A 22,910-nucleotide genomic window follows, 5' to 3' on the forward strand; every position below is an offset into this window, starting at 1 on the left:
AGAGGATCATGGCGGTCGCGTGCAAACAACGGATCGACGTTTCACCGGAGATGCTGGCCTTCGTCGGCAGCGGGCCTGTCGCTGACGATCATGGACCCGCCGATGCGGTGACGCTGCGCTTTCAGCTTGGCGATGCCGATCACCCGCCGGTCTGCCGTTACGGCGAAGGGGCCGACACGGATGCCACCGTCATCTTGTCGGTCAGCGCCGCCGCCTGCCGCCGCCTGTTCGGTGCCCTGCCCGATGCGCCCGCCGCCTGGCACCTGCCCAGCGAGTTGCGCACGCTGGTGCTCGCCGTGCGCGATTGCCCTTTTCCCGAACCCGCCTGCCACACTATGCGGCTGGCCAAGAGCATCGAACTGCTCTGCGCCACCTTCGCGCGGCTGGACGACCTGGTCCCCGCCGACGGATCGGGCGAGCTTTCCGAACTCGACGCCGCGCGGCTGGTCGCCGCCCGCCGCCTGATCGACGAGCGCTGGCAGGAGAAACTGACGCTCGATTCCATCGCCCGCGCCTGCGGCCTCAACCGCGCAAAGCTCACACGCGGCTTCCGCACCCTCTTCAACTCCACCGTCGCCACCACCATCGCCGACCGTCGGTTGCACGGCGCGCACGGCCTGCTGCTCGCTACCGACCTGCCGGTATCCTCGATCGGCTATCGCTGCGGCTACCGGAACAACGCCAGCTTCAGCCGCGCCTTCACGCGCCGGTTCGGTCTTGCCCCAACCCGTCTGCGCGCGCTGGAGCTGGCGGCGTGAGGGCGGCGCGTCTGGACGAAAGCGGCTCCCTCGTCGATTTTGCGGTCCGCCGCATCCGCGACCATATCCGCGACCACGATCTGAAGGTCGGCGACACGCTGCCCGGGGAAGGCCAGTTCGCAATCGAGCTGGGCGTCAGCCGCGCGGTGATGCGCGAAGCGTTCGGCGCGCTCGCTGCGCTGCGCCTGCTGGATGTCGGCAATGGCCGCCGCGCCCGCGTCGGGGCAATCGACGGCTCGGTAATGGGCACGTCGCTCGATCACGCGGTCTCGACCGCGCAGGTTTCCGTGGCAGAGGTGTGGGACGTCCGCCGAACGCTGGAGCTGCGCACCGTCGAACTCGCCGCAGCCCGCCGCTCCGACGAGGATGCGGCGATCATCCTGGCTGCGGCGACGGCGATGGCGAACGCTCCTGACATCGCTGCCGTCACCCGCCACGACATCGTCTTTCATCAGGCAGTGGCGCGCGCCAGTGGCAACGCGCTGTTCCTCCAGATCGTGCGCTCCTTCGAACCGTTGATGGTGGAGGCCGTGCCGCTGGCGTGGAAGACACGCGACACCGACGAAGCCCGGCGTATCGTCCTGCATCGTCATGCGGAAATTGCCTGCGCCATCGGAGATCGGGATGCCGAAGGCGCGATCCTGCTGATGAACGCCCATTTCGACACCGCCATTGGGGCCGTCCTGTAACCGCTTCTGCCTCGTCGATGATCGCTCTGCGCCGACATGAGCGCACTGGCACGGAGTTATGCCGCCGGAACCTCCTGATTCCGGCGGCGCGTCTCTCCGTAATCCTTTGGGAATGCCTCAGGCCCAGCGGAACTCCGCCTTCGTAACGCGGCGGCGACGGAGGGCGCCGCCGGCCATGCCTACGCCGGCGATCATCATGGCCCAGGTGGCGGGTTCCGGCACTGCGGCCACGTTGAAATTGCCCGAAAAGGTCGATGCCGCCCCGTAAGCCCGGCCGGCGATCGTCAAGGTGTATGTCCCGGCCGCGATCCGTTGGGGCTGCGCAAGTGCCCACGCCTCGGTCATCGATACCGGTTCGCCCAGCAAGCGCCTGAATGACAATGGTGTACCCAGCGATCCGCCGGTCAGCCTAGCGGATGTGAAATCGATATCACCGTTCGAATTGTTGCGTGACGCCGAGTTGGTGAAATCGGCCGCCAGATCACCCGCGCGCGTAATGACGAACGTGAAGGTATTGATGAAATTGCGATTCGCCAGCCCGCCATTGTTACCGAACGTCCCGCTCGATGCGATGGTCGAAAACTTGTTGAACGGTGTGCCGACGTTCGTCGTCACCGCACCGGCAGCAGCCGGCATCATTAACATCGCCGCAACTGCAGCTCCAAGTAATTTTGGTAAATTAATCATGCCACTCACCCTTACTAACGCCTAAGGCGAAAAATAGGGGGATTAGGCTCAGCGCCTTTTCGCACCCCAAAATACCTTCGGAATCTCAATTACCGGTCGGGTGAAATGCTCACAAGGGCAGTAACCATCAATCGCTCACAAGGTATGGTTAATGAACGCTAATTCATCGTTGCTTTATCTATTGTTCACGGCTCAGTGCGTGATGATGTCGCCTCCAGGGCGGTCAACAACACCGTTATTCCCTCCGCCTCCCGATCGATATGCCGTCGAAGTTGGTTGATGGTCAGTCGCGCGGTGGCCTGATAATTTGTCCAAGCCCCTCGAATATCCTCCACGCGCCAACCCTGAAGATGGGCGCGAAACGTCTCCCCTGCCGCGATGCACTCCACCTTCATCTCGCGCGCCAACCCCGCCAGTCCTGGATCCGCGTGCGTCAGGGCGGGGTTGAAGATTCGCTCGTGCTTGAACACCTGATAGTCGCCCAACACCGTCGCCATCTCGGCGCGTAAGGTCGCCGATCGCGCTTCTACCGCGTCCGGCCCTTCGGCGACGCATGCACAGCTTCGCGCGAGCACGTCCAGTACGCGGTTCTGATGATCGTTCAGGGCAGCGAGAGGCAGCGAAATGTCCATTCGCCCCGATAGCTTCAATACATCGCGAGCCGGTTTATAGGCGCGGCGAACCGCGCATTGGTTCGTCTGATCGTAATTGACTCTTAACCGGCCAGCTTTTAGTGAGAGGCATTCTCATTAGCGGCAGTTGGTCGCTCCGGAGCTGGCATGTACGATCTGATCGACCGTCCCGTCGCCGACCTTCCTGCCTTCGAAGCGCGGGTTCTGAATGCCACGCGCCGCTGGGTTCATGCCCTGACGCTCGCCGGGCACGCACCCGCCGGTCCGGACGGCGAGCCGTTCGACGACGCGATGCGCGCGCTCGACCGCGGCTCGTCTGAGACGATGGTGTTCCAGCGCCCCTGCCACGCCACCGTCGAGGAGACGGAGGCGGTCGTGCTGTCTCTCTGGCGGCTGGCCCGCGCCGACCGGATCGGCACCGCTCGCACCGCCGCGGCTGCACTCGTCGCCCCCGATGCCGCGCGTGAATTCGTCGCGGGCATGATGCGCGCCTTGCCGGCTTTCACCGCCCGCTGATCGGCGCCACGCCGGCGATTGACGCGAGCCGATCCGCGGGGCAGGTCGCCGGCATGACCGTCCGCGCGCTGTTTCCCACGCTGCTATACCGCGCCGAACTCGACGACGCGGCGCTGCTCGCCGATCTGGATCATTCTGTCCGCGCGCTGGCTGCCGACGACGGGGCCGGGCGACGCTGGTCGAAGGAGCACGGCTATCGCGGCTACACCAGCTACGCCTCGCTCAACGATCTGCCCCAGCGCGATCCCGCCTTTGCCGACCTGAAGCGCGTCCTCGACCGTCACGTCTCAAAATTCGCGGAGGCGTGTGCGTTCGATCTCGGCGGCAAGCGGCTGAAACTCGACAGCCTGTGGGTCAACCTCATGAAGCCCGGCGGCCATCACTCGGCCCACCTCCACCCGCACAGCGTCGTGTCCGGCACCGTTTACATCGCCGTGCCTGAAGGTGCCGGCGGCCTGAAGCTGGAAGACCCCCGACTGCCGATGCTGATGGCCGCCCCGCCCCGTCGCGCCGATGCGCCGGAGGGATCGCGCACGTTCGAGACGATCCAGCCCGATGTCGGCACGATCCTGCTTTGGGAAAGCTGGCTGCGGCACGAAGTGGTGCCAAACGGGGCGAAGGGCGACCGGATCAGCATCAGCTTCAACTATCGCTGAGCCCGACTCCCGCCGGCCGCGCGTTGGCGGCGAAAGGGAGTGATCGATGGGGCAATGGTCGTGGGTTCTCAGCCGGGTCGTCCGGCAAATCTGGTTCCGCGCCGCCGTCATCAGCGCCCTGAGCATAGCGCTGGCCGTCGCCGCCGCCCTGATCGGCCCCTACCTCCCCTACCGCTTCGGCGGAGAGGTCGGGCAGGACTCGGTCGGCACGATCCTCCAGATCATGGCGTCCAGCATGCTGGCGGTGACGACCTTCTCGTTGACGGCCATGGTCAGCGCCTATTCCTCCGCGACCCAATTGGCGACGCCGCGCGCGACGCAGCTGATGATCAGCGACCCGACCTCGCAGAACGCGCTGTCCACGTTCCTCGGCGCGTTCGTGTTCTCCGTCGTCGGCATCATCGGCTTGCAGACGAGCGCGTATGGGGAGGAGGGACGGATCATCCTGTTCGGCGGCACCGTGCTGGTGGTCGCCGTCGTCGTGGTGACGCTGCTGCGCTGGATCGCGCACATCACCGCCTTCGGCCGCATGGCCGACGTGATCGACCGTGTCGAGGATGCCGCGACGAAGACGATGACCGCCTTCGCCGCCGCCCCCTTCATGGGCGCACGACCGCCGGTGACGATCCCGGATGACGCCGCGTCGCTGAACTGTGAGACGGTGGGCTATGTCGCGCACATCGACATCGCCGCGCTCGGCAAGTGCGCGACCGATGCCGGCATCACCATCCACGTCGTCGCGCTGCCCGGCACGCTCGTGCATCCCAACCGCGCGCTGCTCCGGATCGAGGGTGCCGCCGACGATGTCGTACAGGACACGCTCCGCCGCGCCTTCACTGTGGAGCGCCATCGCAGCTTCGATCAGGACCCACGGCTCGGCTTGATCGCGCTGTCGGAAATCGGCAGCCGCGCGCTGTCCCCCGCCGTCAACGACCCCGGCACCGCGATCGAGGTGCTGAACGCCCTGCATCGGGTCCTTGAATGCCTGCCACCCGAACGACCCTCGCCGGAAGTGCTGGCCGGACGCGCATCGGTGTACGTGCCGAGCCACGACGTCGCGACGATGCTGGTCGACGCGTTCCGGCCGATTGCCCGCGACGGCGCCAGTTCGGTCGAAGTGATGATCCGCCTTACGAAAACGCTCGCCGCCCTCGCCGCACAGCTGCCACAGGCGCGTGCACCGATTCACGGTTTCGCCGATGGCCTCGCCCATCGTGCGGCGCGTGCGATCGACGAGGATGGCGACCGAATGGCCTTCAGCGCCGCCCACGCTGCCTTGTGGACCTGACGCCGACGCGTGACCGCGGGCTGGTCATATCCCGGCTGCTGGCGTAACGGCGCACGCTGATCCTCACAAATCCCAGGAACGACGCATGGGTTTCCGCTGCGGCATCGTGGGCCTGCCCAATGTGGGCAAGTCCACCCTCTTCAATGCACTGACCGAGACGGCGGCGGCACAGGCGGCCAATTATCCGTTCTGCACGATCGAACCGAATGTCGGCAACGTCGCCGTGCCCGACGACCGTTTGCAGAAGCTGGCGGCGATCGCCGGCTCCGCGAAGATCATCGAAACGCAGCTGGCGTTCGTCGACATCGCCGGCCTCGTCCGCGGCGCATCCAAGGGCGAGGGGCTCGGCAACCAGTTCCTCGGCAACATCCGCGAGGTGGATGCGATCGTCCACGTCCTGCGCTGTTTCGAGGATGGCGATGTCACCCACGTCGAGGGCAAGGTCGACCCGATCGCCGATGCGGAGACGGTCGAGACCGAGTTGATGCTCGCAGACCTGGAAAGCCTCGAAAAGCGCGTCCCCAATCTCGCCAAGAAGGGCCAGCAGGGCGACAAGGAGGCCAAGCTGGGGGCCGTCGTCCTCGGCCGCGCGCTCGATCTGCTGCGCGAGGGCAAGCCGGCCCGCCTGACGGACATCAAGGACGCCGAGGAGCAGCGCGTCTTCGCCGCCGCGCAGTTGCTCACCGCCAAGCCCGTCCTGTACGTTTGCAACGTCGACGAGGCCAACGCCGCCGACGGCAACGCCTTCAGCGCGCGCGTCTTCGAAAAGGCCAAGGCGGAGGGAGCCGAAGCCGTCGTCGTCTCGGCCGCCATCGAAGCCGAGATCGCGACGATGCCCGCCGAGGACCGCGGCGAGTTCCTGTCCGAACTCGGCCTATCCGAAACCGGCCTCGCCCGCGTCATCCGCGCCGGCTACAAACTGCTGCACCTGCTGACCTTCTTCACCGTCGGTCCCAAGGAAGCCCGCGCCTGGACCGTCGATGTCGGCGCCAGGGCCCCGCAGGCGGCGGGCGCGATCCACTCCGACTTCGAACGCGGCTTCATCCGTGCCGAGACGATCGCTTTCGACGACTACGTCGCGCTGGGCGGCGAAACCGGCGCACGCGATGCCGGCAAGCTGCGCGCCGAGGGCAAGGAATATGTCGTGCAGGACGGGGACGTGATGCTGTTCCGCTTCAACGTGTGAGCAGCCGGAGCCGATAGAGGACCACACAGCGATGCCCATCGACCTCATCTGCCTCGATGCCGACGACACGTTGTGGCACAACATGCGCTTCTTTGCGGAAACGGAGGCGGCGTTCACGGCCATGCTCGCGCCGTTCACCGACGACGAGGCGGCGCGCGCCGCGCTGGAACGGTGCGAGATCGCGAACTTGCGCCACTATGGCTACGGCGCGAAAAGCTTTACGCTGTCGATGATCGAAACCGCGATCGAACTCGTCGGCGACGATCTGCCGGTTTCGGTCGTGTCCGACATCCTCGCCGCCGGTCGCCGCCTGCTGGCGCACCCGGTCGAGTTGCTCGACGGCATCGCCGCGACGCTCGACGCGCTGGCCCGGCGGGGCCGGCTGGTGCTGGTGACCAAGGGCGACCTGCTCCATCAGGAGGCGAAACTAGCCGCATCCGGTCTGGGCGAGCGGTTTGCGGGCGTCGAGATCGTCAGCGATAAGACACCCGACACGTTTCTGCGCCTGTTCGAACGGTACGGCGTCGCACCCGAACATGCGGTCATGGCCGGCGATTCGATGCGCTCCGACGTGCTTCCCGCGCTCGACGCCGGTGCATGGGCCGCGTTCGCGCCCCAGCCGGGCGGCTGGTCGCACGAACAGGGCCGGGAGCCGTTCGATCACCCGCGCTACCGCCGTCTCACCCGGCTCGGCGACCTTCCCGACTGGATCGACGCGATCGCCTGACACGCTCCTGCGCTTGTCCCCGCCCTCGGTTTGCCCGATGACGTCCGTACCGGAATAGGAGCGCGCATGCATTGGTTCGAGGATATCGAGGTCGGCGCCCGACGCGCCTTCGGCTCCTACGCCGTCACGCGCGAGGAGGTGACCGAGTTTGCGTCCAAATACGATCCGCAACCCTTTCATCTGTCGGACGAGGCCGCCGCGAAGACGCATTTCGGCCGGCTGTCCGCCTCGGGCTGGCACACCTGTGCGATGACCATGGCGATGATCGTTGAGGACCTGAAGGGACGCGAAGAGGCCGGCCTCGGCTCCCCCGGCATCGACGAACTCAAATGGCTCAAGCCCGTCTATCCCGGTGACACGCTGCGCTGCGAAGCGGAAGTGACCGAAAAGCGGCGATCCGCCAGTCGGCCGGAGATGGGCCTCTACAAATCCCGGATGACGGTGTTCAACCAGGACGATGTCGCCGTGCTGCGCTTCATCTCCAACGGGCTGATCCGGACGCGACCCGCCGACTGAACCCCCAAATGACCGGCTGGATCACCGGGTAGGGTCACGCCCGGATCGGTGGCTCATCACTGCGCGTTGCGGGCACCCCGCCCACCACCACGTGCGCCAAAGCCCGATCGCGCGGGCCGATCACCAACGCCGCCGCCCTGCCGTACGCCGCGGTTCTCACGCTGGGTCTGGCGATATTGGCGGTTCACGTCCCGGCGGAACTCCTGGCGGGCGGCGCGGCGACCGTCGCGGAACTGGCCGCGGTCGATCGTACCGTCGCGATAGGCCTGACGGTTCTGCCGCAGATCGCCGCGATAATCGCGACGCTCGCTACGGTAGTCGCGACGGAAGTCGGCCCAGTTGTCCCGGATCCGGCCATTGCCCCGACGTCCCGACCAGTAGCTGCGCTGGCGGTCGTTCCACCGGTGCGCCCGGCGGTTGCGGTCGTAGACGTACACGCCCGTACCGGGATAATAATAGTCGCCGTACCAGCCGAAATAGCTCGGCGCATAACCGCCGGCATAGCCATACCCCGGATAGCCGGCCCCGTAGCCGTCGTAATAGCCGGCGCTGCCATAGCCGGCATCGATGCCGCCATAGCCATATCCGTCCGCGCAGGCGGACAATCCTATGCCCAGACCGGCGAGGATGCCGACGAGGCCGAGACGCTTCAGGAACATGATGGAACCTCCCGTACATGAGGCTCGCGGCGAAAACGCGCCGCCAGTGATGATGTAACGAGAGGCGGGGGCTCTCGTTCCGTTTAGGCCGTTCATGGCGCGCCAAGGGATTGAAGCTCTGCTGGCATCATGCGACACCTGCCGCTTCCCTCGGGAGATTTACCGGCATGATTGCGATGCTCGCTCCTTTGGTCGGTGCCACGGCCGCGCCCTGCATTCCGGTCGCAGGGGCGGATCGACTATGGAGCGCGTCCACGCGCTGGGTCATCGCCGGCGAGCTCCACGGCACCAACGAAACGCCCGACGCCTTCGCCAATCTCGTCTGCCTCGCGGCGGCGACCGGCCGCTCCGTGACGGTCGCGCTGGAATATCCGGCGGATGGGCAGGCCGTGATCGACGCATGGCTGGCATCCAACGGTGACACCGCGGCACGATTGGCGCTGCTCACCCTGCTGATCTGGAGCAAAGAATCCCAGGACGGTCGGAGCAGCATCGCTTTTCTGCGACTCTGGAACACGCTGCGGGTGATGAAGCAGTCCGGCACGATCACCGGCGTCGTCGCGTCGGATGTGGGGCGTTCGACGCCGCCCGGACAAACCCGCGACGCGGCAATGGCGACGTCATGGACCGCCATTCCGAAGAACGACCGCGACCTCGTCCTGATCCTCGTCGGCAACGTCCATGCCACGCGCACGCCCGCGATCTTTGGAGATCGGAAGATCATCACCGCCGGGTCGCTGATGCCGCGGAGGCAGACCGTGTCGATCAATGTCATCGGCATCGGCGGAACGGCGTGGACGTGCGAAAGCGACGGATGTCGCGAACATGACAGCGGCCCGCCGCGGCCTGCGGTGGCGGGCATCACGTTCGACAAGAATGCCGAACAATTATGGGACGCGACCTATCAACTGGGCGGCGGTACGACGGCAGCCGCGCCAGCGATTACGCACTGACCGACGTGCGGGTTCGATCGCATGGACGCAGACCGGGTTGCACGCTTCGTCGGCGCGGACGAAGGCCAGACCGGAAAGGCGTCGGGTTGAAGCTCCCGCCTTTCGGACCCGTCCGTGCGAAGATTGCGCCTCTTTGCCTAGCTGCTCTAGAGGGCCGGGGCACATAATCCGTCGTCGGCCCTGCGCCAGACGGAAACCAGTCAGTGCCCCGGAAACGCCAACAGCGAGGCGACCGGAACGCCGTCCGCCGCCAATGCGCCCGCGCCGCCCAGATCGGGCAAGTCGATCAGGAATTGCGCCTGCACCACCTCCGCACCGGCCTTGCGGAGCAGGCGGACGGCGGCGCGGGCGGTGCCGCCAGTGGCAATCAGGTCGTCGACCAGCAGGACGCGGGCACCCGGCGCGCAGGCGTCGGCGTGCATCGCGATTCGGTCTTCGCCATATTCGAGCGCGTAATCCTCCGCGATCGTCGCGCCCGGCAGCTTACCGTCCTTGCGGATCAGCAGGCAGCCCGCCTTCAACGGCACGGCGAGAGCCGCCGCGAACAGGAAGCCGCGCGCCTCGATCCCGGCGACGAGGTCGATGGGTTCCGGCGCAGCCGCCGCCATCCGATCGACCGCCGTCGCCAACCCGTGCGCGTCGAGCAGCAGCGTGGTGATGTCGCGGAACTGGATACCCGGCTTCGGAAAATCCGGAATGGTGCGGATCAGCGCCTTCAGATCTTCGTTCATCGCCATCTCCTTCGCCTCAAGCAAAAAGGGCGGAGCCACCGGCCCCGCCCCCTGTTCGATCGCGGCCTTAGGCCGGTCCGATCAATGCTTCACGTCGCGCCAGACGTTCTGGTAGGCGCCCCATGCCAGGAAGCAGAAGATCGCGATGAAGATCACTGCAGCCAGACCCGCACCGTGGCGCGACTCCAGCTTCGGCTCTGCGGTCCAAGTCAGGAACGCCGAGACGTCTTTCGACATCTGGTCGCGCGTCGCCTTCGTTCCGTCGGTGTAGGTGACCTGACCGTCTGCGGTCAGCGGCGGCGGCATCGCGATGTTGAGGTTCGCGAAATACGGGTTGTAGTGCAGGCCCGGCGGCGTCTTCGCGCCCGGGAACTCCTTCACCAGCGCCGCCGGCTGCGGACGGTAACCGTCCGGTCCGACCAGCGAATAGACGTAGTTCGCACCGTCATGACGCGCCTTGGCGATCAGCGACAGGTCTGGCGGCAGCGCGTTGTTGTTGGCGGCGCGGGCAGCGACCTCGTTCGCGAACGGAGACGGGAAGCGATCCGACGCGACGTTCTTGCGCGTCGCGGCTTCACCCGTGTCCGGATTCACCGATGGCTGCTCGATCACCCACTGACCGGCGATCGCCTTTACCTCGGCCTCGGAATAGCCGATCTCGGCGAGATCGCGGAAGGCAACATACTTCAGCGAGTGGCAGGCGGCGCAGACTTCCTTGAAGACCTGGAAGCCGCGCTGGACCTGACGATTGTCGAACTTGCCGAAGAAGCCCGCCGACGACAGCTCCGCATCCTTCGGATGAAGGTGGAAGACGTGCTCGGCCGACTCCGGAGCGGGATCGGTGATCGCGGTCGATACCGTGCCCCAGAGAGCGAGGGCGAGCACGAACGTGAACGCCGCGCCGACCAGCATTGCGATGAAGCGAACCATGATGCGTGTCAGTCCTTATCAGTTCGCCAGCGCGGTCTTGGCCGGGCTCGTACCTGCGTGCTTCTCCAGCACCGCCTCGGTGATCGAGTTGGGCAGCGGACGGGGCCGCTCCGACGCGGCGACCAGCGGCAGGATCACGAGGAAGTGCAGGAAGTAATAGGCGCTGCCGATCTGGCCGAGCACCACGTTGCGGGCGTTCGCCTCCGCACCGCCGACGTAGCCGAGCAGCAGCACGTCGAACAGCAGCACGATCAGGAACGCACGGTACTTCGGACGATAGTTCGCCGAACGGACCGGTGAGCTATCCAGCCAGGGCAGGAAGAACAGCAGCAGGATCGACCCGAACATCGCCAGCACGCCCCACAGCTTCGCCGGCAGGATGAAGTCCGCGGTGAAGCTCTTGAGGATCGCGTAGAACGGCAGGAAGTACCATTCGGGCACGATGTGCGCGGGCGTCGAGAGCGGATTCGCCTCGATGTAGTTGTCGGGGTGACCCAGCAGGTTCGGGCTGAAGAAGATCAGCAGCGCGAAGATCAGCATGAACACGCCCAGCCCGACCGCGTCCTTGGCGGTGTAGTAGGGGTGGAACGGCACGGTGTCCTGCTCGCCCTTCACGTCGACGCCGGTCGGGTTGTTCGAACCCGGAATGTGCAGCGCCCAGATGTGCAGGATGATGACGCCCGCGGTCACGAACGGCAGCAGATAGTGGAGCGAGAAGAAGCGGTTCAGCGCGGCGTTGTCCGGCGCATAGCCGCCCAGCAGCCAGATGCGGATCGTCTCGCCGACCAGCGGAATAGCCGAGAAGAAGCCGGTGATGACCTGCGCGCCCCAGAACGACATCTGACCCCAGGGAAGAACGTAGCCCATGAACGCCGTCGCCATCATCAGCAGGAAGATGGTCACGCCGAGCAGCCACACCATCTCTCGCGGCGCCTTGTACGACCCGTAATAGAGGCCGCGGGCGATATGGATGTAGACGACCAGCAGGAACATCGACGCGCCGTTGGCGTGCGCGTAGCGCAGGAACCAGCCCGCGTTGACATCACGCATGATGCCCTCGACCGACCCGAAGGCGACGCCGGCATTGGCGGCATAGTGCATCGCCAGCACGATGCCGGTGATGATCTGGATGCCGAGCGCCGCGCCCGCGAGCACGCCGAAGTTCCAGAAATAGTTGAGGTTGCGCGGCACCGGATAGCCCGCGCCGACCGCGTTGTAGACCAGACGCGGAACGGGAAGCTTCTCGTCGAGCCACCGCATCAGCGGCTGCTTCGGCTCGTACTGCTTGGCCCAGGGAAAGCTCATATCGGCGACCTCAACCCACCGTCACGACGGTGTCGGAATTGAAATTGTACGGCGGCACTTCGAGGTTCCGCGGCGCAGGTCCCTGACGGATGCGCGCGGCGGTGTCGTAGGCCGAACCGTGGCACGGGCAGAAATAGCCGCCGAACGGCCCCTTGTTCTCGCCCTCGCCCGCGCCCAGCGGCACGCAGCCGAGATGGGTGCAGACGCCCAGCGTGATCAGCCAGTTCTCCTTGCCGGGCTTGGTCCGCTCGGCCAGGGTCTGCGGATCGCGCAGGCTGTTCACGGGGACCTTGTTCGCCTCGGCGATCTCCGCCGGCGTCAGGTTGCGCACGAACAACGGTTGCTTGCGGAACGACGACTTCACTGCCTGACCGGGCTCGATCTTGGAGATGTCGATCTCCGTCGTCGACTGCGCGAGCACATCGGCGGAGGGGTTCATCTGGTTGACCAGCGGCAGGACGATCGCGACCGCACCGACGCCCGCGAACGAGACGGCGGCGATGTTGATGAAGTCGCGACGGCGCGGATCATGAACCTCCTCGTGCAGAAGCGTGGGGTCTTCGCCCGGAGGAAGCCTATCGTCGACAGTCGCCATTCACCTGAACCCTTGCTCAGAACCCGTATATTTCACGGAAAACCGCGCCATCCGGCTGCGTATCGCCCGCCGGGCCCCATACCGTCCCCACGGCGAGCCCGCCGCCCTGTTAGCCGCCGTAACACGGATTTGCCAACAGCATTTTGCCCGGCGAGCCGCGTGGGTTATCGCCGCGGGATGCGCCTCGCCCTCCACGAACCCGACATTGCGGGCAATGTCGGCACCCTGATCCGCACCGCCGCCTGCTTCGGTGTCGGCATCGACCTGATCGAACCGATGGGCTTTCCCTGGGGTGATCGCGCGCTCGCACGCGCCGGGATGGACTACGCCCGCACCGCCGATGTGGTGCGACATGCCGATTGGACGGCGTTCGAGCGGCAGGTCGCGGGACGGATCGTGCTGCTGACGACGAAGGGGGCGGTCCCGCTGCCCGACGCGAGCTTCCGCACGGACGACGTGCTGCTGTTGGGATCGGAAGGCGCCGGCGTGCCGGAGGCCGTCCACGACCGTGCCGACCTGCGTGTCGCGATCCCCATGCGACCGGGCTTCCGATCGCTCAACGTTGCGGTAGCAGGCGGAATCGTGCTCGCCGAGGCGTTACGCCAGACGGGTTGGACAATTTGACCGCTCCCGTACTCGCACGGGATTTGCTAGCGGCCGCGCCATGCTGACGCTCGACGCCGAACAACAGACCGCCCGCGACTGGTTCGAATCGCTCCGCACCCGCATCTGCACGGCGTTCGAGGCGATCGAGCGCGAGGCAGGTTCGGACGCCGCGTTCGACTATTTCACGTGGGACCGGGTCGACCCGTCGGGTGGGCCCGGCGGCGGCGGCGTGCGCGGCGTGATGAAGGGTCGCGTCTTCGAAAAGGTCGGCGTCAACGTCTCGACCGTCGGCGGCACGCTGGAAGGGGATTTCGCCCGCTCGATCAACGGCGCGGCGGAGGATCCGCGCTTCTTCGCCACCGGCATCAGCCTCGTGGCGCACATGGCGAACCCGCGCGTGCCGGCGGTGCACATGAACTGCCGGTTCCTGGCAACGACGAAGCGGTGGTTCGGCGGCGGCGCCGACCTCAACCCGCCCTTGCCCGTCGTGGAGGACACCGAGGATTTCCACGCCACGCTGAAGGCGGCATGCGACGCGCACGACGCGGATTACTATCCGCGCTTCAAGCAATGGGCGGACGAGTATTTCTGGTTGCCGCATCGAAAGGTCCACCGCGGCGTCGGCGGGATATTCTTCGACCATCTGGAACACGGGTTCGATCGTGATTTCGCCTTCGTCCGCAACGTGGGAGAGGCATTCCTCGCCACCTACCCGCGCATCGTCCGCCGCCGCATGCACGACACCTTCACGGATGCCGATGTCGCAGCGATGCGTGCGTGGCGGGGGCGCTATGCCGAGTTCAACCTCGTCTACGATCGCGGGACGCTGTTCGGGCTGAAAACCGGCGGCAACATCGATGCGATCCTGATGAGCTTGCCCCCCCTCGCGACCTGGGAGTGATCGAGTGGGTCTGACCGCCGTCCCGGACGATCACGTCGCGACGATCGTCACGACGCTGGAAATGACGCGCCGCCCTCCCCTGCGCCCCCTTCCAGTCTCTCCCTTTCGGCTGATCCACTGGCCGTCGCCCGCCCCCGAGCGTTACCGGGCGCTGTTCCGCCGTGTCGGCTCGCCTTGGCTATGGTTTTCGCGGTTGGTCCTGGACGACCGGGCGCTGACCGCGATCATCCACGATCTAGGCATCACAATATTTGCCGTGATCGACCGTGCCGGCGTGGAGGTCGGTATGCTGGAACTGGATCACCGTACCACCGGTGCGTGCGAGCTCGGCTATGTCGGGTTGGTCCCCGAACTCGCCGGCAAGGGTCACGGCAACTGGCTGATGGCGGAGGCGCTGATGCGCGCATGGCGGCCGGATGTGTCACGCGTCTGGGTGCATACCTGCACGCTGGACCACCCGACCGCGCTGGGCTTCTACCGGCGGCATGGCTTCGTCGCGATCAAACGCACGACCGAGACGTTCCCGGATCCCCGCGTCAGCGGGATCCTGCCACGCGACGCCGCGCCTCAGGTTCCGTTGCTGGGCTGACGCCTACGCCCCGTCCTGCCCCTCGCGCGCGGCGACGTAGAGCTGCGCGGTGAACGCCGCGGCAACGACGCTGAACGCCGTCGTGACGATCGATGCGACCAGACTGGCGAGGAACGCGACCGTCGCGATCGAGCCTGCACCCAGCAGCAGCCGCAGCATCAGTCCGATCACCACCTGGACTGCGCCGGCGCAGACAAGCAGAAGGATCACGAACAGCAGCATCACGCCGATGATCCGCCACGTCGCGCCGCGGGTCAGCCGTACCGACCGCATGATCGCGCCCAGCCCCAGACGCTCCCGCAGGATCACTGCGTTCAGCAGCAGCAGGCGCGCGCCGAGCCAGAAGGCCGCGGCGAAGAACAGCAGGAAGTAGATCGTCAGGAAGCTACGCAGCCCCGCGGGAATCGTCGTCGGGTCGATGGCACCGGTCGAATAGTCCACGCCGCTCTGCGCCAAGGCGATGACCGCCGGGATGAACAACAGGGCGAACGCCAGCCCGAGCAGGATCACCACGCCCAGCGCTACGCCGAGGCGGGACAGCGCGAGCCGGCTCGCCTCCGCCCGGTCGGTCGCGGGATCGGTCGCGACCGCCAGCATCGCCAGCTGCGCCCACACGGTCGCGACCAGCGCCAGCAGGCCGATCAGCGCGTACAGGCCGGATGAGGTCGGTGCCACCAGCCCGATCAGGTCGCGCAGGACCGAGGGCAGCAGGATGCCGATGCCCGCGATCGACGCCAGGATGCTCGCCCGCCCTCGCAGGACCTCGACCGTGCGATCCCAGACATTGCCCATGCTGACCATGCCGCCCGTAACTCCATTTCCCCGTGTTCCGACCCGCATAGCGAAGCACGCACGCACCCGCCAGCTTGCAAGGGCCAGCGCTCCGCGCCAGATGCGACCGCGATGTCCAGCGATCTTCCCGCGCCCGAGTGGCGGCACAGTACCGGCCTGATCCCCTATCCCGACGCGCTGGCGGAGATGGAGGCTCGCGCCGCTGCCGTCGTCGCCGGCACGGCGAACGAACTGGTGTGGCTGCTGGAACATGCGCCGGTCTACACTGCGGGCACCAGCGCGGTGGCGGGCGACCTGATCGATGCGCGTTTTCCTGTCGTGCCGACCGGACGCGGCGGCAAATACACCTATCATGGCCCCGGCCAGCGGGTCGGCTATCTGGTGCTCGACCTCAACAAGCGGGGCCGCGACGTGCGATGCTTCGTGCACGCCCTGGAGGGATGGGTGATCGCCGCGCTGAAGCAGGTCGGAGTCGATGCGTTTCGCGCGGACGGGCGCGTCGGCATCTGGACGATCGACCGCGAGGGGCGGGAGGCGAAGATCGGCGCGATCGGCGTGCGGGTGAAGCGTTGGGTCACGCTGCACGGCTTTTCGGTCAACGTTTCACCCGATCTCAGCCACTTCGGCGGAATCGTCCCGTGCGGACTGCCGGAGTACCCGGTCACCAGTCTGGCTGCGCTGGGTCGCGCTATCCCCTTGGAAACCTTTGACGCCGCCCTGGCGTTGACCGCGTCAGGGTTTCTCGAAACTCTTTCTTGTGCCGCCGAAATCGTGGCTTGAGGGCGCAGTGATATCCAGTTAATGTCTACGTCGATTTGGGTGTTAACGGCAACAGGCCAAACCAAATCCTCTATCTAGGGAGCTTCCAAAATGCGTGCAATCCTCTCCAAGGTCCTGACCGGCTCGATGATCGCCGGCGCCGCGCTCGCGGTCGCCGCTTGCGGTCCGAAGACCGAGACCACCGACAACACGATGGTCACCGACATGAACGCCACCGAGGGCATGGACACCATGACCGACAACATGACCGCCGTCGACGGCGCTTCGAACGGTGGCATGATGGCCAACGACACGATGATGGCGAACGACACGATGATGTCGAACGACACCGCGATGTCGAACAACATGATGTAATTTCCCGTCGGGGATTACATGATGCGAGAAGGGCCGTCCGGGCAACCGGGCGGCCCTTTTCATGTCAGTAAGCCCCGCCGCGCTCTGGAACTGCAATCGTTCCGCTTGCGACCGGCCGTTCGTCGCGCGCCTGACTCGTTCGGTCGATCGTTATCGTTAATTCCGGATGCGCGATCCGCACGAATGCGGTAGATTCCGGCGCATATTGCTTCTGTGGGAGCCTTCGGGGTGACGAATATGATGGGGGCGGTTCGGATCGCGGCTTTTGCGATCGCGGCGACGAGTGGGCTGGTGGCGGCACCGGCATCCGCGCAGTTCTTCCTGCGCAGTTTCCAATATGCCGGCGATGCCGTGCGCGGCGACGAGCCGGGCATGATGCAGCCGCTGCCGGGCGCGACGGCGGACGAGACGCAGGCGGCGCTGGTCTGGACGATGCGGTCTGCGCTGAATGTCGCCGCGTTGCAGTGCCAGTTCGAGCCGACGCTGCTGACAGTGGGGAACTACAACGCCATCCTGACCGATCACAAGGAAGAGCTGGCCAAATCCTGGACGACGCTGACGAAGTATTTCCAGCGCACCAACAAGGTGCCTCGCGCTGCGCAGGGTGCGCTCGACCAGTTCGGAACCCGTACCTATTCCAGCTTTGCGACCGTCGCATCGCAATACGGTTTCTGCCGCACTGCCAATTCGATTGGACGGGATGCGCTGTTCAGCCCGCGCGGTGGCCTGTCGTCCCTGGCTCAGACGCGGATGAAGGAATTGCGCAACAGCCTGACACCCTATGGCGAGCAGCATTTCCCACGATCGATTGGTTTCGATCGCGCGACGACCCCGCGCCTCGACGCGCTGTGCTGGGACAAGAAGGCACGCTGGCAGGACAAGAAGTGCGGCCCGCTGACGTGGCCCATGGCGGCGACCACGATCGCGGCGGCGCCCGCGCCAGTGGTGGCGCAGCCCGCACCGGTGGTGTCTGCCTCGCGCTGACGGTCACTTCCTCGCGGACGGAATGGGGGCGAGATTGCTGGCGGTTCGCTTGCAAGAAGCCCCCCTCCTAATCTCTCCTCCGCGGAGATCGTTGCACGACCTTTTCTGCCACCCCGGTAAAGGTCGGGGTCCGGTAGGAATGACGCTGGTCATCGACCGAGAACGCTGCCCAACTGTACTCTGACCTTCACCGGAGAGGGCTCGGTGACACAGGCAGCGGCGCGATTTCGGACCGATGCCCGGCATCCAAGTGCTCCCGCGAAGGCGGGAGCCTAGTCCTGTGTCCCCGCCTTCGCGGGGACATATAACCGCCGCCCTACCGCAGCCCCAGATATTTGTGGGTCTGGAGCGATAGCCGCCAGCGGGGGCGTGCCATTGCCAGCGCCACGCATGCATCGCGGTTGGCGTCCGCCTGCGGGTCGTCGAGCGGCTGCACGAGATGATGCGCGAATCCCCAATCCTCCAGTGCGAGCGGATCGATCCCCGCCTGCGGCCAGACCAGCTTCAGCTCGTCGCCGGATCGTTGCACGACGTCACTGCCAGCCTTGGGACTGATACAGATCCAGTCGATGCCGGGATGCACGGACAAGGTGCCGTTGCTCTCGACCGCGATCCGGAAACCTCTGGCGTGCAGCGCCTCGACAATCGCATCGTCGATCTGGAGCATGGGTTCGCCACCGGTCAAGACCACGAAACGTCGCTCGAGGTCCTCGCCCCAATGATCCGCAACCGCCGCGGCGAGCGCATCGGCATCGGCGAACTTGCCGCCGCCGAGTCCATCCGTTCCGACAAAATCGGTGTCGCAAAACCGGCAAACCGCGGTTGCGCGATCCTGCTCGCGGCCCGACCACAGGTTACAGCCCGCGAACCGCACGAACACCGCCCGCGCGCCCGCGTTGACGCCCTCCCCCTGCAGCGTCAGGAACATCTCCTTGACCGCATAGGTCATGCGTAGCGGGTCGGATCGACGACGCCCGCCTGCTCGAACCCCTTCGATCGCAGGCGGCAACTGTCGCAGAGGCCGCAATGCAGGTCCTCTCCGTCAGCACCTTTGACCGGATCGTAGCAGGACCAGCTCACGCCCATGTCGAGACCGAGGCGTACGCCCTCGCGGACGATGTCGGCCTTGCTCATGTGCTGGAGCGGGGCCTGGATGCGGAACCGTTCGCCCTCGACGCCGGCTTTGGTGGCGAGTTCGGCCAGCCCTTCGAAGGCGCGGATGAATTCGGGGCGGCAGTCCGGATAGCCGGAGTAATCGAGCGCGTTGACGCCGATATAGAGGTCGCGTGCGCCCGCTGCCTCCGCCCAGCCGAGTGACAGGCTGAGGAAGATGGTATTGCGGGCGGGGACGTAGGTAACCGGGATGCCCGGTTCGACGCCGCCCTTTGGCACGGCGATGTCGGCGGTCAGCGCGGAGCCGCCGAACGCGGACAGGTCGAGCGGCAGGACGACATGGCGCTCGGCGCCCAGCATCGTCGCGACGCGCGCCGCGGCGGCGAGTTCGACGCGGTGGCGCTGGTTGTAGTCGACCGACAGGGCGAGGAGGCGGTGGCCATCCTCCCGAGCGCGGGCGGCGGCGACCAGCGAATCGAGGCCGCCGGACACCAGGGCCACGGCGAGCGACCCCGTCGCCGCAGGGGAAGACGTGAGATTCGAGACTGTCATGATCCGCGGGCGGCTACTCCGCTCTTCCCCAAAAAGAAAGGGCCGCGACGTCCGCGGCCCTTGGAGGTGTATGGGCCGAGCCCATCGAGGGAGAAAACCATGCTGCAATCAAGAAGCACATCCGCTTCATAACGGCAGTAACGTTACGATATGGTTAACGAACCGGGGCAAGATCGGAGGCATTTACCGGAAAGGTTGTCGCGCAGAAGGCACAGTCGACGGCGATGACGCCTTTGTCATCGGCCATCTCCTGCCGATCCTCGACGGAAAATTTCGCCAGCACGCCCAGAATATGCTCCGGCGTGCAGCGACAGCCGCGCGAAAGCTCTTGCCCGGCAAGGACGCGGATCTCGCTCTCTTCGTTGAACAATCGCCAGACCAGCGTCTCCAGCGGCAAAGCCGGATCGGCGAGTTCGTCGACACCCATCGTCGCGCCCAGCGCGGCGACATGCTCCCATTCCGGATGGTCGAGCTTGGTGTGCAGGCGCTCGCGACCCTCCTCCCCCTCCGGCAGATGCTGAAGGAGCAGGCCACCGGACACCAGCGACCCGTCCGGCCGACGCGCCATGCCCACCCGGACCAGCGTAGGTATCTGTTCGGATTGCACGAAATAGCTTTGCGCGGCGGCGGCCAGCGTCTCACCGTCGAGCGGGACAATACCCTGATACCGCTCGCCGGTGGTCGCCATGTCGAACGTGATCGCGAGGTACCCCTTGCCGAACAGGGCAAACAGCGTCGGCTGCTCCGGCGCCTCGGCGAGACGATCGGCATCGTACTGGATGTACCCGCGCAACTCGCCGGCGCGGTAGTCGCACACCAGCAGCTGCACGACGCCCGTCTCCGACCGCGTCTGCATCGTTAACTGAGCGTCCCCGTCCTTCAACGTCGACCCCATCAGCGCACACAGGGTCAGCGCCTCCGCGAGCAATGCCTCGATTGCGGGCGGATAGGCGTGCGCCGCCAATATGGTGTCGAGCGTCGGGCCGAGCCGCACGATCCGGCCGCGGGCGTGCCGCTCCGGGATCGCGAAACCGAGTGCGCGGTCGAGAGTATCGGTCATGTCGTGCATGCGGCCCGATGTGGGGACGCGGCGGCAGCGATCAACCGATCTGACCGAAGCACCAGCGCAACACCGACTTCTGCGCGTGAAGACGGTTCTCCGCCTCCTGCCAGATCAGCGACTGCGGACCGTCGATCACCTCCGTCGTGACTTCCTCGCCACGGTGCGCGGGCAGGCAGTGGAGGAACGCCGCACCGGGCTTCGCAGCGGCCATCAGCGCGGCATCGACCTGATAAGGGGCAAGCGCCGCCAGCTTCTCCTCGGCATGCAACTGGCCCATCGAAATCCACGTGTCGGTGACGACGATGTCGGCATCCGCCACCGCGTCGTACGGATCGGTGACGACGAGGGCGCGGCCAGAGGCGGCGGCGATCGCCTGCTCCGCAGGGGCGAAGCCGGGCGGACAGGCGGCGACGACGTCGAACTGCATCAGCGACGCGGCCTCGACGATCGAGGCCAGCACATTGTTGCCGTCGCCGAGCCACGCGACCTTGAGGCCGGGCAGCGCGCGGCCGGTTTCGAGGATCGTCAGCAGATCGGCCATGATCTGGCACGGATGCGACGCGTCGGTCAGGCCGTTGATGACCGGGACGGAAGCATGCGCCGCCATCTCCTCGATCTTGGCATGATCGTCGGTGCGGATCATGATCGCGTCGGCATAGCCCGACAGGATACGTGCGGTGTCGGCGACGCTTTCGCCGCGCCCGAGCTGCATCGACCCGGCGTCCATGACGATCGAGGTGCCGCCGAGCTGGCGGATCGCCATGTCGAACGACACGCGGGTGCGGGTGGAGTTCTTTTCGAACACCATTGCCAGCACGCGACCGGCGAGCGGCGCGTCGGCATCGACCATGCCCTTGGGCCAGCCGGCGCGGGCGGCCTTGCGATCCAGCGCGTCGGCCAGCATCGCCGCGACGCCGTCGGCGCCCGCATCGGTCAAGTTCAGGAAATGCGGCATTATCTAGTCCTCCCCTGCAAGGGGAGGTGGCGCGCGAAGCGCGACGGAGGGGTGAAACCCTCCGTTACGACGCGAGACACCCCTCCGTCAGGCTGCGCCTGCCACCTCCCCTTCCAGGGGAGGAGCGTTTCAATCATCGCTGACGGGGACATACACCCGCGCTGCATCCGACAGTTTCTGCGTGAATTCCGCGACATGGCTGTCGTCGATCACCAGCGGCGGCAGGACGCGGACGACGTTGTCGCCCGCCGCCACGGTCAGCAGCCCGTGATGATCGCGGCAATGCGCGACGAAGCGGCGGCTGTCGCTCTTCAGCTTCAGCCCGAGCATCAGCCCGCGCCCGCGCACCTCCTGAAACAGGTGATCGTGATTGGGGATCATCTGTTCGAGCGAGGCGCGCAGCCGCTCGCCCATCTGCGTGACGTGATCGAGGAAGCCTTCGCCATGGATCACGTCCAGCACCGCCTCGCCCGCCGCCATTGCCAGCGGGTTGCCGCCATAGGTCGAGCCGTGCGTGCCCGCGACCATGCCGCGCGCCGCCTCTTCGGTGGCGAGGCAAGCGCCGAGCGGGAAGCCGCCGCCGATACCCTTCGCCACCGCCATGATGTCGGGCGTGATGCCGTAGAGTTCGTGCGCGAAGAACTTGCCGGTGCGCCCGTAGCCGCACTGGACCTCGTCCAGCACCAGCAGCAGGCCGTGCTCGTCGCAGGCCGCGCGCAAGCCGCGCAGGAACTCCTCGCTACCCGCCATCAGGCCGCCCTCTCCCTGGATCGGCTCGACGAGGAAGCCGGCGGTGTTGTCACCGACCAACGCCAGCGCGGCGGCGAGATCGTTGAACGGCGCGTATTGGAAGCCGGGCAGCAGCGGCTCGAAGCCGTCGCGCATCTTCGCCTGATTGGTGGCGGAGATCGTCCCCAGCGTGCGGCCGTGGAACGCGTTGTTGAAGGTGATGAGGGTATGACGCTCCGGATCGCCGCCCGCGAAATGATAGCGGCGCGCGGTCTTGATCGCGCACTCGACCGCTTCGGCACCCGAATTGGTGAAGAACACCGTGTCGGCGAAGGTCGTGTCGACCAGCCGTTGCGCCAAATGCTCTCCCTGCGGGCTGCCATAGAGGTTCGACACGTGCATCAGCGTCGCCGCCTGATCCGCGATCGCCTTCACCAGATGCGGGTGGCCGTGGCCGAGCGCGTTGACCGCGATGCCGCTGGCGAAGTCGAGATACTGCTGCCCGTCCTCCCCGTACAGGTAGACGCCCTCGCCTCGGACCGGACGCACCCCGCACCGCGGATAGACGGGCATCAGGGGGGTGATGGTCACGACGACGACTCCTTCAAACAGCAAAGGGCGGCCCCGAACCGGACCGCCCGACTAGACGATACCGGGGGCGGTG

Annotated in this window: 28 protein-coding genes; 15 read left to right on the forward strand and 13 right to left on the reverse strand. The window is 66.3% G+C overall.

What is annotated here, in order from left to right:
* The first annotated feature begins 8 nt into the window (after positions 1 to 8).
* Both ILT43_RS14005 and ILT43_RS14010 read left to right on the forward strand, forming a co-directional pair.
* Positions 9 to 758, forward strand: a complete 750-nt coding sequence (locus ILT43_RS14005; RefSeq protein ID WP_204199600.1) for a helix-turn-helix transcriptional regulator — start codon at positions 9 to 11, stop codon at positions 756 to 758.
* Complete coding sequence (locus ILT43_RS14010; RefSeq protein ID WP_204199601.1) at positions 755 to 1,447, forward strand: FCD domain-containing protein; 693 nt, start codon at positions 755 to 757, stop codon at positions 1,445 to 1,447. Before ILT43_RS14005 ends, ILT43_RS14010 begins: the two co-directional genes overlap by 4 nt.
* Positions 1,448 to 1,564: 117 nt before the next feature.
* Here the strand turns inward: ILT43_RS14010 and ILT43_RS14015 are convergent, their stop codons facing one another.
* Entirely contained in the window at positions 1,565 to 2,134 is a 570-nt protein-coding gene (locus ILT43_RS14015; protein WP_239474836.1) for an FxDxF family PEP-CTERM protein, read from the reverse strand.
* A 185-nt stretch (positions 2,135 to 2,319) separates the two neighbouring features.
* A complete protein-coding gene (locus ILT43_RS14020) occupies positions 2,320 to 2,766 on the reverse strand; it encodes a hypothetical protein (protein ID WP_204199603.1) in 447 nt (148 codons plus the stop codon).
* A gap of 147 nt (positions 2,767 to 2,913) precedes the next feature.
* Between ILT43_RS14020 and ILT43_RS14025 the strand changes: the two genes are divergently transcribed.
* The 6 genes from ILT43_RS14025 to ILT43_RS14050 all read left to right on the forward strand — a co-directional run bounded on the left by ILT43_RS14025 (position 2,914) and on the right by ILT43_RS14050 (position 7,655).
* Positions 2,914 to 3,282 carry a hypothetical protein gene (locus ILT43_RS14025; RefSeq protein ID WP_204199604.1) on the forward strand — a complete coding sequence of 123 codons (369 nt, stop codon included), beginning with the start codon at positions 2,914 to 2,916 and terminating at the stop codon, positions 3,280 to 3,282.
* Positions 3,283 to 3,335: 53 nt separating this feature from the next.
* Entirely contained in the window at positions 3,336 to 3,938 is a 603-nt protein-coding gene (locus ILT43_RS14030; protein WP_204199605.1) for a TIGR02466 family protein, read from the forward strand.
* A gap of 46 nt (positions 3,939 to 3,984) precedes the next feature.
* A complete protein-coding gene (locus tag ILT43_RS14035; protein WP_204199606.1) occupies positions 3,985 to 5,226 on the forward strand; it encodes a DUF2254 domain-containing protein in 1,242 nt (413 codons plus the stop codon).
* 85 nt (positions 5,227 to 5,311) lie between these two features.
* The gene (ychF, locus tag ILT43_RS14040; RefSeq protein WP_204199607.1) at positions 5,312 to 6,412 is read left to right on the forward strand and encodes a redox-regulated ATPase YchF; all 1,101 of its coding nucleotides are present in this window, start codon (positions 5,312 to 5,314) and stop codon (positions 6,410 to 6,412) included.
* Positions 6,413 to 6,443: 31 nt separating this feature from the next.
* Complete coding sequence (locus tag ILT43_RS14045; protein ID WP_204199608.1) at positions 6,444 to 7,139, forward strand: HAD family hydrolase; 696 nt, start codon at positions 6,444 to 6,446, stop codon at positions 7,137 to 7,139.
* 66 nt (positions 7,140 to 7,205) lie between these two features.
* Positions 7,206 to 7,655, forward strand: coding sequence for a MaoC family dehydratase (locus ILT43_RS14050; protein WP_204199609.1), 450 nt, complete (start codon positions 7,206 to 7,208; stop codon positions 7,653 to 7,655).
* Positions 7,656 to 7,711: 56 nt separating this feature from the next.
* Here the strand turns inward: ILT43_RS14050 and ILT43_RS14055 are convergent, their stop codons facing one another.
* Positions 7,712 to 8,314 (reverse strand): hypothetical protein, encoded by a 603-nt coding sequence (locus ILT43_RS14055; RefSeq protein WP_204199610.1) that lies wholly within the window; start codon positions 8,312 to 8,314, stop codon positions 7,712 to 7,714.
* Positions 8,315 to 8,481: 167 nt separating this feature from the next.
* Here ILT43_RS14055 and ILT43_RS14060 point away from each other — a divergent pair, with 167 nt between their 5' ends.
* A complete protein-coding gene (locus ILT43_RS14060) occupies positions 8,482 to 9,267 on the forward strand; it encodes a hypothetical protein (protein WP_204199611.1) in 786 nt (261 codons plus the stop codon).
* A 200-nt stretch (positions 9,268 to 9,467) separates the two neighbouring features.
* Here ILT43_RS14060 and ILT43_RS14065 read toward each other — a convergent pair whose 3' ends face one another.
* The 4 genes from ILT43_RS14065 to petA form a co-directional block, all read right to left on the reverse strand.
* Positions 9,468 to 9,998, reverse strand: a complete 531-nt coding sequence (locus tag ILT43_RS14065; protein WP_204199612.1) for an adenine phosphoribosyltransferase — start codon at positions 9,996 to 9,998, stop codon at positions 9,468 to 9,470.
* Positions 9,999 to 10,079: 81 nt separating this feature from the next.
* Entirely contained in the window at positions 10,080 to 10,928 is an 849-nt protein-coding gene (locus tag ILT43_RS14070) for a cytochrome c1 (RefSeq protein WP_211534533.1), read from the reverse strand.
* Positions 10,929 to 10,946: 18 nt separating this feature from the next.
* Entirely contained in the window at positions 10,947 to 12,233 is a 1,287-nt protein-coding gene (locus ILT43_RS14075) for a cytochrome b (RefSeq protein ID WP_204199613.1), read from the reverse strand.
* 10 nt (positions 12,234 to 12,243) lie between these two features.
* On the reverse strand, positions 12,244 to 12,828 hold the full coding sequence (gene petA, locus ILT43_RS14080) for a ubiquinol-cytochrome c reductase iron-sulfur subunit (RefSeq protein ID WP_204199614.1): 585 nt from the start codon (positions 12,826 to 12,828) through the stop codon (positions 12,244 to 12,246).
* 177 nt (positions 12,829 to 13,005) lie between these two features.
* Here petA and ILT43_RS14085 point away from each other — a divergent pair, with 177 nt between their 5' ends.
* From ILT43_RS14085 to ILT43_RS14095, 3 genes are read left to right on the forward strand one after another with little or no spacing between them, the layout of a single operon-like run.
* Positions 13,006 to 13,452: a tRNA (cytidine(34)-2'-O)-methyltransferase gene (locus tag ILT43_RS14085; protein WP_204199615.1), complete on the forward strand. Its 447-nt coding sequence runs from the start codon at positions 13,006 to 13,008 to the stop codon at positions 13,450 to 13,452.
* 40 nt (positions 13,453 to 13,492) lie between these two features.
* A complete protein-coding gene (gene hemF, locus ILT43_RS14090; RefSeq protein ID WP_211534534.1) occupies positions 13,493 to 14,335 on the forward strand; it encodes an oxygen-dependent coproporphyrinogen oxidase in 843 nt (280 codons plus the stop codon).
* 4 nt (positions 14,336 to 14,339) lie between these two features.
* Positions 14,340 to 14,924 carry a GNAT family N-acetyltransferase gene (locus ILT43_RS14095; RefSeq protein ID WP_204199616.1) on the forward strand — a complete coding sequence of 195 codons (585 nt, stop codon included), beginning with the start codon at positions 14,340 to 14,342 and terminating at the stop codon, positions 14,922 to 14,924.
* A 3-nt stretch (positions 14,925 to 14,927) separates the two neighbouring features.
* Here the strand turns inward: ILT43_RS14095 and ILT43_RS14100 are convergent, their stop codons facing one another.
* Positions 14,928 to 15,725 (reverse strand): hypothetical protein, encoded by a 798-nt coding sequence (locus ILT43_RS14100; protein WP_204199617.1) that lies wholly within the window; start codon positions 15,723 to 15,725, stop codon positions 14,928 to 14,930.
* A gap of 102 nt (positions 15,726 to 15,827) precedes the next feature.
* Between ILT43_RS14100 and lipB the strand changes: the two genes are divergently transcribed.
* The 3 genes from lipB (at position 15,828) to ILT43_RS14115 (ending at position 17,834) form a co-directional block, all read left to right on the forward strand.
* Positions 15,828 to 16,496: a lipoyl(octanoyl) transferase LipB gene (lipB, locus tag ILT43_RS14105; protein WP_204199618.1), complete on the forward strand. Its 669-nt coding sequence runs from the start codon at positions 15,828 to 15,830 to the stop codon at positions 16,494 to 16,496.
* A gap of 90 nt (positions 16,497 to 16,586) precedes the next feature.
* Complete coding sequence (locus tag ILT43_RS14110) at positions 16,587 to 16,850, forward strand: hypothetical protein (RefSeq protein ID WP_204199619.1); 264 nt, start codon at positions 16,587 to 16,589, stop codon at positions 16,848 to 16,850.
* 237 nt (positions 16,851 to 17,087) lie between these two features.
* A complete protein-coding gene (locus ILT43_RS14115) occupies positions 17,088 to 17,834 on the forward strand; it encodes a hypothetical protein (protein ID WP_239474838.1) in 747 nt (248 codons plus the stop codon).
* Positions 17,835 to 18,150: 316 nt separating this feature from the next.
* On the opposite strand, the gene queE is transcribed toward ILT43_RS14115, so the two are convergent.
* The 5 genes from queE to ILT43_RS14140 all read right to left on the reverse strand — a co-directional run bounded on the left by queE (position 18,151) and on the right by ILT43_RS14140 (position 22,837).
* Positions 18,151 to 18,783 (reverse strand): 7-carboxy-7-deazaguanine synthase, encoded by a 633-nt coding sequence (queE, locus tag ILT43_RS14120; protein WP_204199621.1) that lies wholly within the window; start codon positions 18,781 to 18,783, stop codon positions 18,151 to 18,153.
* Entirely contained in the window at positions 18,780 to 19,499 is a 720-nt protein-coding gene (queC, locus tag ILT43_RS14125; RefSeq protein WP_204199622.1) for a 7-cyano-7-deazaguanine synthase QueC, read from the reverse strand. The genes queE and queC overlap by 4 nt, the downstream gene beginning before the upstream one ends.
* 154 nt (positions 19,500 to 19,653) lie before the next feature.
* Positions 19,654 to 20,568: an Hsp33 family molecular chaperone HslO gene (hslO, locus tag ILT43_RS14130; RefSeq protein ID WP_204199623.1), complete on the reverse strand. Its 915-nt coding sequence runs from the start codon at positions 20,566 to 20,568 to the stop codon at positions 19,654 to 19,656.
* A gap of 31 nt (positions 20,569 to 20,599) precedes the next feature.
* Positions 20,600 to 21,517: an ornithine carbamoyltransferase gene (argF, locus tag ILT43_RS14135; protein ID WP_204199624.1), complete on the reverse strand. Its 918-nt coding sequence runs from the start codon at positions 21,515 to 21,517 to the stop codon at positions 20,600 to 20,602.
* A 129-nt stretch (positions 21,518 to 21,646) separates the two neighbouring features.
* Positions 21,647 to 22,837, reverse strand: a complete 1,191-nt coding sequence (locus ILT43_RS14140) for an acetylornithine transaminase (RefSeq protein ID WP_204199625.1) — start codon at positions 22,835 to 22,837, stop codon at positions 21,647 to 21,649.
* Between the last annotated feature and the right edge of the window lie 73 nt (positions 22,838 to 22,910).

Origin of the sequence: Sphingomonas longa (assembly GCF_016892685.1) — a bacterium.
Classification (GTDB): Bacteria; Pseudomonadota; Alphaproteobacteria; order Sphingomonadales; family Sphingomonadaceae; genus Sphingomonas; species Sphingomonas longa.